Raw genomic sequence first — 13,368 nt, 5'->3', positions numbered from 1 at the left:
TAAAAGAAAAGTAGAATATACATACGAATGAATGAAACTAATTAAATTAAAATACGACTAATATATTGAACGGGGGAGGGAATAAGATGAACTCCGTTTTTGATGAAATCTATAATAAGTATCATCATGACGTTTTTCAATTTTTATTTTACATGGTAAATCATAAAGAAACGGCGGAAGATCTAGTGCAAGAAGTATATATTCGTGTCCTGAAATCTTATCATCGCTTTGAGGGGAAAAGTACCGAGAAAACATGGTTGTTTAGTATTGCCAGAAATGTTGCAATAGACCATTTTCGTAAACAAAAAAATTGGAAAGAACGTATCATGGATAAGTTTGACTGGTCCAAACAGGAAATCAAAGCGGATGGGTTTCTTCCTGAAGAAATCGCACTGCAGGCTGAAGAAGTGAAAGGTGTTTATCATGCATTACAATATTGTACAGTAGACCAGCGCATGGTTATTGTATTTAGGTATATTCAAGAACTATCCATTTCTGAAACTGCCAAAGCATTAGGGTGGACTGAAAGTAAAGTGAAAACTACACAGCATCGAGCATTAAAGGCACTACGTACCATTTTAGAAGACGATGGAAAGGAGGATCCTTATGCAGAAACAAAAATGGAATGATGAAAAAATCATACATGTACTTAAGCATATGCCATCTATAAAAGATGAGCGAAGCGCGGAGTTTATCTATCGTACTATTCAAACAAAAAAGAAATTTGAGCGAAAATCGAGAAGACTCATGCCTATATTGGCTACAATAGGTACGATTATGCTTCTATTTATAATTAGTCAAAGTTTCTTTGATAGCAATAGTATCAATTCATTTAATAGTGAAAAGAAATCTGCAGAAAACTCTGTGATGATAAAAACAGAAAGCGCAGAGGAGGCAGAAAAGAAGGCAGATCAAAATTTTGATATAGCAGATCAACAAGCAGAAATGGTAACATCACCCACCTCAACGGCTATTTATAAGGAAGATGTAGGCGATCTGGAATTGTTAACTTATCCGATTCCTGATGTAAATGTCCAAGTAGTTGTTCCAATTAGTATTTTAGTGGCCAATCCAAACCATTTATCTAGGTTTGACCTATATGTACAAAATGTGAAGAAAGTGATAGGCGTAAATAAACAGTTAAGTGGTTCTTTACCTATTAGTCCAGAGCTATTATCCTACGATTTTAGTGAAAATAATATTGAAGTTAATGTAAAACAAGAATTTTCAAACTTTGGTTCTCACTCTGAAGACTTTTTTAATACAATGGTTCAGCAACAATTGCAAACAATTGGTGCGAAGAAAATGGAGTTTTATACAAATGGAAAGCGCGGGGCAGTACTAGGAAACAGGGAAGAAACAACGATAGAATATCAACCTTTAGAAAATAGAGCTTACTTTCTGTTAAATGGTGAATCAGACAACCAACCATTATATGTCCCTTGGGAAAAACCTTATGATTCAATTGAAAATGCTTTTGAGGCAATGGAAGATGATATTGAAACACATGGTTTAACGGCATCAATTCCTGATACTATTGATATTGATAAGGTTTCAAAAGATGAGAATAAGGGACAATTAATTGTCCATCTCTCAAATGAAAGTAATATGCAAGAAGATCAAAAAACGTTACATGCTATTGAATCGATACTTTTAACAGCAAAGGAATTTAAATATTCTTCGGTTAAGTTTGAGAATACCAAGGTTAAAGAAGTAGGTGGACTATCACTAACAAACGAATTAGCTGTTCCACTTGCTGCTAATAAAGTAGACATAGAGCAATAATAAAAAGGAGTATCCAATATATAACGGATGCCCCTTTTTGATATTTTTTAAAGATAAAAAAATAGAATAAAAAGAGTATAAATACATAAAATAAATTTTGTTATTTTTGTTGATAAATCTTCTTAGCTTTATTTGAATAAATGGAAATTACATTTTATCACGCTCTTAACGGACAGTAAGACTCTCCCCTCAAGCATAGGTGGGAGATGAACTGTCCGTAAAGGTCCGATTGGTTCAACTAACCATCAGTGGGGAAGGAAAGCCTCCACTGATGGAAGTTTCACTTTATTCCTGAATATTCTATAGTTCTAACAATTAACATGTACTCATAAGTTGAAAGAGAAGATGGGAGTGGGGACAGTTTTTTTAGAAGTACGCATTTTACATACTAAAATCATGGAGCGAATCTGTATTCCTGTAAGGAAGAAGGAGATTTTTCTATTTTTAAGGAGCAGTGAAGGAGGAATTCACTTCAATTCCTGCTCTTAAAGGCAAGAAATGATCTTTTTAATACAAGCGGAATAGGAGGATAACTAAATGGGAGACTATATTAGGAGAATACTTATAGCAGCTATAATGTTATTGTTTATTAGTTTATTATTTATAGGGGGGAAACATTCACAAGCACAATCGATCTCCCTATCAGAACGAACAAAGGCCTGGACTTGGCCAAGTGAAGGGATCATAACGGATACCTTTAATACAAGGAACGGTACACATAAAGGAATAGATATTGCTGGAGAACTAGGTTCTGAAGTGTATGCTGTAGATGAAGGGATTGTAACAAGGTCTTATTACTCTCAATCGTATGGAAATGTTATTTTTGTGAAGCACGAAAATGATTTGGAAACAGTCTATGCACATTTAAACAAACGATTTGTAGAAGAAAAGCAATTGGTGAAAAAGGGTGAGTTAATAGGTGAAATGGGCAATACAGGATATTCATCGGGAGTCCATTTACATTTTGAAATACATAATAAAGAATGGACTGTTGCAAAAGAAAATGCAATCAATCCAATTTTGGTGTTAGGAGATGTTGAGGTAGGACAGACTGTAAAAATAGCAGAGCAGGAAGAAGAAATAGAGGAAGTAGTATCAGAACCAATAGAAGAGCCTATTCATTCTCCTATGGCGGACTTGGTGCAAGAGGAAGAAAAAAAATGGGAAGAGGAATACATAAGGAGAAGTATGAAAGAAATGGAAATAAACTTGGAAGAGGATGAGTCTGAATTTACAACCATCCCATATAAAAAAGCAAGTATTTATTTAAAAAGTAGTAAGCATCTTATAGAGGAAAAAAGTGAGGATTATACATAGAAGCCGATAAGGGAAGAAACGTATATTATGTAGGTAAATAGGTTAAGTGTTGGAAGAATTTTCTGCGAAAAGAGTTCACAAGATACTATCGAGTAATGCAAGTGTAATAGTATTTTGTGAACTCTTTTTGAAAGACTGTTTTCTAAAGGATTGTTGTTTTTCAATAGGAAAAAAGAATTAGTTGGGAAAATGGAGCAGCCGGAATACACGAAGATGCCACGGGGATTAGCGAGACAGTCTGATACCCCGGAGGCGAAGTGAGGAGGCTCAAGCTTAGCCCCACGGAAAGCGAAGTGTATTCCGGCTGTGGGTAATCGCAACAAACTTTACGAAAACAGCCTTTTGAAATGAATGTATATTATAATGTGAAAATGTGAACAATGTATGAAGTTATAAGCAAACTTCTTCACAAATCGTTATTGTTTAATGTATAATAACTAATGTAAACAAATTAATATTGGTCTATCTTCGGGGCAGGGTGAAATTCCCGACCGACGGTGATGAGTTATATACTCAAAGTCCGTGACCCTACTACGGTAGGTTGATTTGGTGAAATTCCAAAACCGACAGTAAAGTCTGGATGGGAGAAGATGGAGGTTCTGCAATCGTTCAAAATATTCTATAAGAACGTTTATTAAGTGTGCGTACCTTTAAACTACTCCCTCAAGTATAATATGGCTTGAGGGTTTTTATTTGCCGCATCTTAATAAATTGCTGAATCTTTCTTCTTAGGTAGATGGATCCTAAAAAGAAGGAGAGAAGAAAATGAAGAAAAAAATGAACGTAAGAAAGTATGTTTTAATAGGAATGATGAGTAGCTTAGCTTATGTGCTGATGATGCTTAAATTTCCAATTCCACCGTTTCCAAGCTATTTAAAAGTTGATTTTAGTGATATTCCTGCCTTAGTTGCTGCGCTTATCTTAGGTCCAGCAGCGGGAATCTTAGTAGAGTTGATAAAAAATATATTAGATTATTTAATTACAGGAAGTGATACTGGAGTTCCAGTAGGTCATTTCGCAAACTTTATAGCAGGGATTTCATTTATTTTACCGACTTACTTTATTTATAATAAAATTAAATCCAAAAAAGGCATGGTAATTGGTTTAGGGTTAAGTGTTTTAATAATGACCGCGTTGTTAAGTCTGTTTAATTACTTTATCATGTTGCCATTTTATAATGCATTAATGAATATACCGACTGACACTACAATATTGAAAAAAACAATTCTTTCTGCCATTATTCCATTTAATTTGTTAAAGGGAATAATCATTTCTTTAATTTTTGCACTAGTATTCTCAAAAATGGGTGTCTGGATTAATAAACAAATCCCATCTAGAAATGTATAACATAATAGGAGAAAGGCAGTTCAGTAATTTCTGAACTGCCTTTCTTGTTTTGTTAGTTGTAAAAGTTGAATTGAAAAGAGCAGAAAGGAATCCTTTCTGCTCTGTTTATGATAAAGAGGGATTATTCGTATTTTAGTGCATCACCATCAAAGGACTCGTCTGCAACTTTAATCGAATCTGTTGGACAACCTTCAAAAGCATCTAACATATCATCGAGTAATACTTCAGGAACTTCAACAGTTCCTTGATTATCATCTAACATAACGAAAGCAATACCTTCGTCATCGTAGTCGTAAATATCAGGTGCTGCTGCTCCACAAGCTCCACATGCAATACATGTGTCTTTATCAACAATTGTATATTTTGCCATGAGTAAAAAAACCTCCAGTGTTATTCATACGGAGTATATACATGACTAGCATACTCCTTACTATTATCTTATTGTAAGACTGAATCTTTAACTTTTCAATATAAAAGACAGATAAAAAGTAGAAAGTCGGAGTTACTTTTCTTAAAATAGTCAAAAACTCAACCGTTTTCTATCTTGAAAATCAACATATTATATGATTACAAAGTTCACTAAAAATAAAATTCATGGTAAAATAAAAGAAATGTTACAAACAAACTTCAACAAAATGTGTCAAACGACAGAGGAAGATGAAAATATGTCCTTTATAAAAATATTAATTCTAAATTGTTTATATAAAATGAATGGAGAAAGGACAATATACTCTATTCTTCATATATTGAATGGAAAAAAATCATCCCAAACTATCCAAGATATTCATATTTTTCAGTTGACCTCCTTATTTCAGGCATTTCCTGTATTAACAAGAGAAAAACTGGATCAAGTTGTGTATGAATTGATTCAAGAGGATTGGCTTGAAAAAACAGGAGAAAATCACTATTTAATTAAAGAATGTAGAAAACTAGAATTAGATAAGTTATTAAAAGCGAATCCTTTATCACTTCATTTAAAAGGCTGGAGGTATCATTCGTATACTCTCCCCTTTTGGGAAAGATTATCTTTATTCGTCCAAGTTTCTTCCCACTTGTCGGAAAAAAGTATACGTTATATGCCAGTCCAGAGAAATCTTGTTACACAACTGTGGCTAAAAGATACATTACATACTGTTTCTTTGGAAAGAAGTGAAATCAATCACTATCTGTATCAAGAATTAGTTAAATGTCTAGAAGAGGAAGAATTGAATCCTTCCATTCTCATAAACCGATTAACAGGGATTCATAGAATAGGACTTACTGGAGAACAAGTTGCTTTAGAATTGAATATGGATCCAGATTATTATCAGCTATCCTTCCTTGCTATTCTTCATTTTATGATAGAAAAAATCCTATCAAATAAGGAGGAATATCCACTGTTAAGCCAATTGATTAAGGAAAGTAAGAAACCATTAACACTAACAGAGTCAACAGCAAAGACGTTTGATTTTATACAAAAAGGCTATAGTATTGATGATATTGTTGTGGTAAGAAATTTAAAGCAAAGTACAATAGAAGATCATATAATTGAAATTTTATTAAATGTCCCTGACTATCCCATTCGTAATTTAGTAAGTAACGAAAACATAATAAAAATAAAAGCTTGTATTCAACAATCATCTTCTAAATCTTTAAAGGTAATAAAACAACAATTATCAGATGTTTCTTATTTTGAAATACGTGCTGTGATGGCAGGGTACGGTGATTTTTCATGAATTTAGAAGCAGCATTAAGAAAGTATTATCAACTAAGTCATTTTCGAAGTGGACAAAAAGAAACAATCCAATCCATTTTGAAGCAAAAGCATACTTTAGCTATGTTACCTACGGGAACTGGAAAGTCATTATGTTATCAGTTGCCAGGGAGAATTCTGGAGGGAGCAGTGATTATTATCTCTCCTTTGTTATCTTTGATGCAGGATCAAGTAGAACAAATGAAGATGAAAGGGGAAAAAAGAGTTGTTGCTTTAAATTCTTTCCTTACCTCGGTAGAGAAGAGTAGAGTACTACGACAAATTAGTCAATATAAGTATATTTTTATTTCCCCAGAAATGATTTCCTTACCATATATTCTTGATAAGCTTCAAAGAATGGAAATTAGTCTTTTTGTTATCGATGAAGCACATTGCATTTCACAATGGGGGTATGATTTTCGACCAGATTATCAAAAATTAGGGTATATTCGACAAAAATTGAATAATCCATTGACGTTAGCCTTAACTGCAACCGCAACGGAAGAGATTCGTAAAGATATAATTAACTCCTTACACTTAGATGAGGTAGAGGAGATTATTTATTCCGTTGATCGCCCCAATATTGCGATTAATATTGAAGAGTTAGTACACGGTCAAGAAAAAATGGAAAAGCTTCTTGACTATATTCAAAAACTAAATGGACAAGGGATTGTGTATTTCTCCAGTAAAAAGCTGGCTGAACAAACGGCAGCTTTTTTGAAGGAAAGATCGTCAAAACGCATGATGGCTTATCATGGCGGGATGTCACAGGAAGATCGAATCCTAGTACAGCAGCAATTTCAAACAGGACAGTTAGACGTAATCTGTGCTACTAGTGCATTTGGTATGGGGATTAATAAGGAAGATATTCGCTTCATTATTCATTTTCATCTGCCAACACAATTGGAGTCTTATTTACAGGAAATTGGTAGAGCGGGAAGAGATGGGCGTCAGAGTGTTTCATTCATTCTCTACACTCCTGGGGATGAGTGGATTGCTTATCAGTTAATCGAGTCAGAGTTAGCAGATGAATTACAAATAAATAAATGGAAATTATCTCTGAAAAAATATCCAACTTTTGAAGCTTGGCAGAAAAAAGAAGGTTTCCAATTAGAAATGTTATTTACAGAAACACAGTGGCGTGTGTTGGAGTCTTATTTGGAACCGAATAATAAAACTGTACCAGAATTATTGAGTTCGCTTGAAATGTATAATAATTTTAGGAATGAGCGCGTAACGGAAAAAAAACAAAAAGTCCAAGAGCTTATTGGCTGGTTACATTCTGCATCTTGTCGAAGAATGTATATAATGGATTATTTCGGAGAAAAGTACGAAAGCAAAGACAAAGAAAATTGCTGTGATAGATGTGGATTGGATTTATCTGCTTTCTTTAACAGCAGAAACACGAATCAACATAAAGTACAGGTGGATTGGCAGGAACAGTTAGCTTTTATTTTAAATATTAAAAAGTAGGCAATGTCGATGAATAAAGCAAAATATACAGCATTAATTAACCAATTGACAGACCGTGAACTATTAAAAAATGTTTATATGACACAGGTTATACTCATAATTGTAGCTTTTATTCTGCATATTATCGTTTTTCATTCGAACCCCCCCATTACTAAAGTTTTTAAGTATGAACGAACAGATTTTATCATTGGTATTATAGCTGGGTTAGTAGTAGTAGGGATAGATATTTTATTAATGCGTCGTTTTACTGAACAGTACCATGATGATGGCGGTGTGAATAAGCGGGTTTTTCAAAATAGACATCCATTACATATTGCGTTCATAGCATTAATTGTAGCGTTTAGCGAAGAATTACTTTTTAGAGGGGTAATACAGTCAAATATAGGCTTGTTATTAAGCTGTCTCCTTTTTGCCATTCTGCATTATCGCTATTTATTTAATCCGTTTTTATTTACCAATGTAGTATTAGTAAGTATTGGAATTGGTGTGCTATTTGAAGTGACAGAAAATCTTTGGGTTACAGTCATCATGCATTTTCTTATTGATTTCCTGCTTGGCTGTATTATTCGGTTCAATTTATTTCAAAAGGGTTAAAGATAAAAAGAGTACGCTTTGTGAAGCAGCTGCTTTATCCCACTCTTAATAGACAGTAAGACTCCCAAGCTTGTGAGGATACGAGGAATAGGTGGGAGATCAACTCCCATGAAAATAAACGGTTGTCACCTCGATTTTCATCCTTGTTGGTGAAGTTTGCTTCATGGATGGCTGTCCGTAAAGTCCGATTGGCTTAACTAACCATCAGTGGGGGAGGAAGGAAAACCCCACTGATGGAAGTTTCACTTTATGTTTAGGAAATTATGGGGAATTGTAAGGATGGGATGTTTATGAAAAAAGAAGATCCATACAGGGTTCAAGCAGAAACACAGAAACAACGATTAAAGAAAGTGACAAATGAAGAAGAAGCAACAGAAAAACTCCAAGAGAAGGAATCGTCTTTACCTTCAAGAAGTACTGTTCATAAGAATAAAAAGAAAAAAATAAAAATACCGGTAATAAGCTTATTAGCATTTTTATTTATTTTATTACCAGTAACCTTATTATTAATAAATAGTTTGTTAAATGGGAAAGATTTTTCCAATCTTTTATCAACAGAAAGTACGACTGGGTTATTTGAAAATGTTAATATTCAAAAAGAAAATCGAATGAATAATAATGATGAAACACTCAGTGACGATAAGGGGGATGAACAAGAGGATATAGTGATAGAAAGTAATTCAACAGTTGAAGAAGAAGAGATAGCAACAGATAATATAAAAGAAAATGATATAGAACAAGAAGAGGATAAATCCAAAGAAAATAAGACTAATTCTGAGGAACCGGTAAATAATGTACCGAAGGAAGAAGAAAAGCAACAAGAGAAGCAAGAAGAAAAGAAAACGGAAGAAGACACTCAGCAAACTAATTCTAAAGAAAAGATTGTCTATCATACAGTAGCAAAAGGAGAAAATTTATATCGAATTGCATTAAAATATTATCCTAGTGGAAATGGGATGGAAAAAATCAAAGCAGCCAATAATATGACATCAGATCAGGTTCAACTCGGGCAAACGTTAAAAATTGTAATCGAACCATAATAATTCTATTCTAACTTGTCCTTTATCTACATATAGTTAAATAAAGCATGATTTAAGTGTTAGATTTATAAATTTAACATGTGCTATTTAAAGGAGGGAGTGACTATGGAACGCTCGATCTTCCCTGAAAGCTATGAGTTAGATGGAACAACAAAAAAAGTTTTGCTGAAAATTATAGAGAAAAAAGAAAAATATGATAAGTTAAAAAACAGGCATTTACTGGTTATGTGGTTTACAATCTTTGCTGCTTTTTGTTATTTCATTTGGTTGTATAAGCACATTGCTATCCCGTATTCCCATTCATTCGCAGTCATGTTTTCTGTGTATGTTCAAGAAACGTTGAATTTATATATTCTCCTATTAATTATAGGTGCTTTTGGATATATGAATGTCGTTAGGCAAAAAAGGGATAAAGCGGAAAAGGAGTTCCATGATCTTCGTTGTGAATTTATCGATAAAAGCAAAGATCTATTCGGAAATAGTGAGACTTGGAATGTCCGTCATGAAATATATAATACAATCAAAAATACCTATGATATTAATTTATTTCATCAAGCTAAGTAAAAAATAGGTTGTTGCAGAAAAATATACTAATTAGTCAAAAATTAAAGCTGTTTAAAAGAATAAATAGACAAAAAGATACCTAAATAAAGGAGGGCACTGAAAAAGTCCTCATAGGGATTTCATAGCGGGTAGATGAACGATTTGTCGTTCATCTACCCGTTTTTTTGGAATCCGTTGATTTCCGTTCCAGGCGGACGCTTTCCGCGGGCGAGGCCAATCCTCCTCGTCGCTGCGCTCCTGCGGGGTATCGGCTGTCTCGCTTTTCCCGCAGGAGTCGCCACCTTCCACTCCAATCAACTAGTGTTATTACCACGGAAAACCTATCTTTTCTCTAAAAAACGCCATTTTTCCTGTATACTAAAATAAATAAATACAGGTGGTGCTCCTCATGATTTCAAACCAAGAAACACTCAATTTAAGTCCATACATGGAGATTTATGACATCGTCGTGCCAAAAGATAACATGCTTCGTCAGATTAATGAACTGGTCGATTTTTCCTTTATTCTAGATGAGTTAAAAACAAAATACTGTTTAGATAATGGTCGAAATGCGATTCCGCCTATCCGTATGTTCAAGTATTTATTATTAAAGGCGATTCATGATGTATCGGACATTGATTTAGTAGAGCATTCTAGATACGATATGTCCTTTAAATATTTCTTAGATATGGCGCCAGAAGATGACGTCATCGATCCAAGTTCACTGACAAAATTCCGTCGACTGCGTCTAAAAGATGTCGGTTTATTAGATATGTTAATTGGGAAAACCGTTGAAATCGCACTGGAAAAGAACATCATTAAAAGTAGCACAATTATTGTGGATGCCACGCATTCAAAAGCACGTTACAATCAAAAGTCACCAAAAGAGTTTTTACAAGAGAAATCCAAAAATGTTCGAAAAGCAATCTATAAAATTGATGAATCGATGAAAGAAAAGTTTCCTGCAAAAAATACTACTAATGATGTAAAAGATGAAGTAACTTACTGTGAAAAATTAATGGAAGTGATTGAAAAGGAACCAAAAATCGCACAAGTACCCGCTGTCAAAGAACGCTTAAATATGTTAAAGGAAGTTGTCGAGGATTACCAAGTGCACCTTTCCTATTCGTCAGATGCCGATGCACGAAAAGGTCATAAATCAGCTGACTCTTCTTTCTTTGGCTATAAAACACATATTGCGTTAAGTGATGAACGAATTATTACAGCCGCAGTCATCACGACAGGTGAAAAAAGTGATGGGAAGTACTTACAAGAATTGATCGAAAAAAGTAAACAAACAGGTATGGAAGTAAACACGGTAATTGGAGATACAGCTTATTCAGAGAAAGCGAATATTGACTATACGAAAAAAGAAAAAATTGCACTTGTTTCAAAGTTAAATCCAGCTATATCAGAAGGTAACCGAAAAGAAGAAGATACATTTGAATACAACAAAGATGCCGGACGATTTGTTTGTAAAGCAGGACATTTAGCAGTACGAAAAGCACGAACTGGTAAAAAGGGACAAACTAAAAACCACCTGAGTCCGTGACGTAATTAATAATAAATGTGCCCACAAAGCCTGATATAATAATGTTATCAGCTGATTTATGTTGATAATTTTATTTCACCAGGCAGGTGTTGAAATTGGTTAAGTTTATTTTAGAAGATTCCGATGATACATTAACGACCCATTCGGGTCTAGGTTTAATAGGTTTGCTTTTATCAAAAACAAAATTTTACAAACGTTTTTCATCCTTAAAGGTCCCAGAAATCAAGTCGTCTCCGGCCATTCTTAATGGGGATGTTACCACTTCTTATGTGGGTCTATTGTGCCAAGGTAAGAATGATTTCGACCATATCGAAGAATTTCGAGATGATCCCTTCTTTTATCGTGCATTGGATATTCAAGTGGTTCCATCAAGTCCCACACTACGGCAACGACTCGATCAAATTGCCAAGGTGACTGGATGGAAATCCATTGTTCTGGAAGAATCGGCTAAACTAATACGGCAATTTGATTCTCCTGTCACTCCAACAATTACTAGTGACAAAAAATCATACGTACCTCTGGATATTGATGTATCGCCATTTGATAACTCAAATACTAAGAAAGAAGGGGTTAGTCGCACATACAAAGGATGTGACGGGTATTCCCCTAACTTCTCCTATTTGGGTCAAGAAGGCTACGTTGTAAATGTGGAACTTCGGGAGGGAAGCACACACGTTCAAAAGGATACTGAGAAATTTCTCGAGAAAAGTATTATATATTCTCGGATGATTACTGATCTATCGTTATTGGTCCGTATGGATGCAGGAAACGATAGTGTCGAAAACCTAAAAGTTTGTGTGAATGAAAAGGCCGATTTCATAATTAAACGAAATCCTCGCCGTGAAAAGCCTGAAAACTGGCTCATGGTAGCTGAACAATTCGGTAAATGCGTTCAGGAGCGAGAAGGAAAACGTGTATTCTATGGTGCTTTAGAAACAACTCCAAAGGGAATGAAAAAAGCCATTCGCCAAGTCTATAAAGTAACAGAAAGAACGATTGATAAAAACGGCCAAATCCTCTTAATCCCAGATGTTGAGTTTGAGAGCTATTGGACTACCCTACCTAATGAAACAGAGGAAATAATTAGCCTTTATCACGAACATGCCACTTGTGAACAATTCCACAGTGAATTAAAAACGGATTTAGACCTAGAACGTTTCCCTTCTGGGAAATTTGCCACCAATGAATTAATCTTACATCTTGGATGTTTAACCTACAATCTCCTTCGGATTATTGGCCAAGAAAGCCTGAAATCAGGGGATGCGCCGCTTAAAAGAAAGGTCTTCCGTCGCCGAGTAAAAACGGTTATCCAGAATTTGATTACATTAGCTGCAAAATTGGTAAAGCATTCCCGAAGAATTTACTTAAAGTTTGGAAATCATAGTCCTTGGTTTCCTACTTTTAAACGACTGTATCTTTCATTTACAACATAAGCCTAGGAAACTGAATAGGTAATAAGACCTGAAAAAAATTATAGGTAAGCAGGTTTTATTTAGTGTACACAAAAAACAATCAATCCAACTTAAATTAGTACGAATGGCAAGAAAATAAGGAATTCCTAAAATTATCGGAAGAATTATTTTTTATCACGGATTCAGGAACCAAGTAGAAACACATTATTTTGATATTGAAAAATGCAAGGTATGTCCATTACGGGATGGATGTTACAAGGAAGGTGCGAAAAGTAAAACCTATTCGGTAAGCTTAAAATCCGAAACACACGCAGAACAATTGGCCTTTCAACAAACGGATAAATTTATCCAGTTAGCGAAGGAGCGCTATAAAGTGGAAGCAAAAAATAGTGAGTTAAAAAATGGACACGGGTACGATACGGCATCGTCTACGGGTCTATTTGGCATGGAATTTCAAGGAGCCACAACAATATTCGCAGTGAACCTCAAGCGAATATTGACGCTATTAAACGAAAAAGAGTAAGAAATAGACAAAGAAAGAAGGCACTTTCTGTTCAAAATCGAACAGAAAGT

General features: G+C 34.5%; 11 protein-coding genes, 2 pseudogenes and 1 riboswitch. Of the genes and pseudogenes, 12 read left to right on the top strand and 1 reads right to left on the bottom strand.

The features are described from left to right. The first annotated feature begins 86 nt into the window (after positions 1 to 86). The 4 genes from sigX to NKG37_RS22450 all read left to right on the top strand — a co-directional run bounded on the left by sigX (position 87) and on the right by NKG37_RS22450 (position 4,449). A complete protein-coding gene (sigX, locus tag NKG37_RS22465; protein ID WP_016203161.1) occupies positions 87 to 629 on the top strand; it encodes an RNA polymerase sigma factor SigX in 543 nt (180 codons plus the stop codon). Beyond that, complete coding sequence (locus NKG37_RS22460) at positions 607 to 1,785, top strand: GerMN domain-containing protein (RefSeq protein WP_101730942.1); 1,179 nt, start codon at positions 607 to 609, stop codon at positions 1,783 to 1,785. The genes sigX and NKG37_RS22460 overlap by 23 nt, the downstream gene beginning before the upstream one ends. 537 nt (positions 1,786 to 2,322) lie before the next feature. Continuing rightward, positions 2,323 to 3,102, top strand: a complete 780-nt coding sequence (locus NKG37_RS22455; protein WP_169188789.1) for a M23 family metallopeptidase — start codon at positions 2,323 to 2,325, stop codon at positions 3,100 to 3,102. A gap of 460 nt (positions 3,103 to 3,562) precedes the next feature. After that, a riboswitch (FMN riboswitch) is annotated at positions 3,563 to 3,698 on the top strand. A gap of 169 nt (positions 3,699 to 3,867) precedes the next feature. After that, positions 3,868 to 4,449, top strand: coding sequence for an ECF transporter S component (locus NKG37_RS22450; protein ID WP_101730944.1), 582 nt, complete (start codon positions 3,868 to 3,870; stop codon positions 4,447 to 4,449). Positions 4,450 to 4,570: 121 nt separating this feature from the next. On the opposite strand, the gene NKG37_RS22445 is transcribed toward NKG37_RS22450, so the two are convergent. Beyond that, complete coding sequence (locus NKG37_RS22445; RefSeq protein WP_016203156.1) at positions 4,571 to 4,819, bottom strand: ferredoxin; 249 nt, start codon at positions 4,817 to 4,819, stop codon at positions 4,571 to 4,573. Between the two features lie 193 nt (positions 4,820 to 5,012). Here NKG37_RS22445 and NKG37_RS22440 point away from each other — a divergent pair, with 193 nt between their 5' ends. The 8 genes and pseudogenes from NKG37_RS22440 to NKG37_RS22405 form a co-directional block, all read left to right on the top strand. Then, positions 5,013 to 6,164, top strand: a complete 1,152-nt coding sequence (locus NKG37_RS22440; protein ID WP_254415356.1) for a YpbB family protein — start codon at positions 5,013 to 5,015, stop codon at positions 6,162 to 6,164. Continuing rightward, positions 6,161 to 7,654 carry a RecQ family ATP-dependent DNA helicase gene (locus NKG37_RS22435; RefSeq protein ID WP_254415355.1) on the top strand — a complete coding sequence of 498 codons (1,494 nt, stop codon included), beginning with the start codon at positions 6,161 to 6,163 and terminating at the stop codon, positions 7,652 to 7,654. Before NKG37_RS22440 ends, NKG37_RS22435 begins: the two co-directional genes overlap by 4 nt. Before the next feature lie 9 nt (positions 7,655 to 7,663). After that, positions 7,664 to 8,248 (top strand): CPBP family intramembrane glutamic endopeptidase, encoded by a 585-nt coding sequence (locus NKG37_RS22430; RefSeq protein WP_016203153.1) that lies wholly within the window; start codon positions 7,664 to 7,666, stop codon positions 8,246 to 8,248. A 290-nt stretch (positions 8,249 to 8,538) separates the two neighbouring features. Next, positions 8,539 to 9,288, top strand: coding sequence for a LysM peptidoglycan-binding domain-containing protein (locus tag NKG37_RS22425; protein WP_016203152.1), 750 nt, complete (start codon positions 8,539 to 8,541; stop codon positions 9,286 to 9,288). A gap of 105 nt (positions 9,289 to 9,393) precedes the next feature. Continuing rightward, positions 9,394 to 9,852: a DUF2663 family protein gene (locus NKG37_RS22420; protein WP_016203151.1), complete on the top strand. Its 459-nt coding sequence runs from the start codon at positions 9,394 to 9,396 to the stop codon at positions 9,850 to 9,852. A gap of 388 nt (positions 9,853 to 10,240) precedes the next feature. Beyond that, a pseudogene (locus NKG37_RS22415) lies at positions 10,241 to 11,356 on the top strand (transposase); the annotation flags it as partial. A gap of 116 nt (positions 11,357 to 11,472) precedes the next feature. Further along, entirely contained in the window at positions 11,473 to 12,816 is a 1,344-nt protein-coding gene (locus NKG37_RS22410) for an IS1380 family transposase (protein WP_118977697.1), read from the top strand. 178 nt (positions 12,817 to 12,994) lie between these two features. Then, positions 12,995 to 13,318: pseudogene (locus NKG37_RS22405) on the top strand (transposase); the annotation flags it as partial. Positions 13,319 to 13,368: the final 50 nt, after the last annotated feature.

Source organism: Niallia sp. RD1, from assembly GCF_024219955.1.
Taxonomy (GTDB): domain Bacteria; phylum Bacillota; class Bacilli; order Bacillales; family Cytobacillaceae; genus Niallia; species Niallia alba.
The sequence above is the reverse complement of the archived record's forward strand: the minus strand, read 5'-3'. Positions and strand labels throughout refer to the sequence as shown.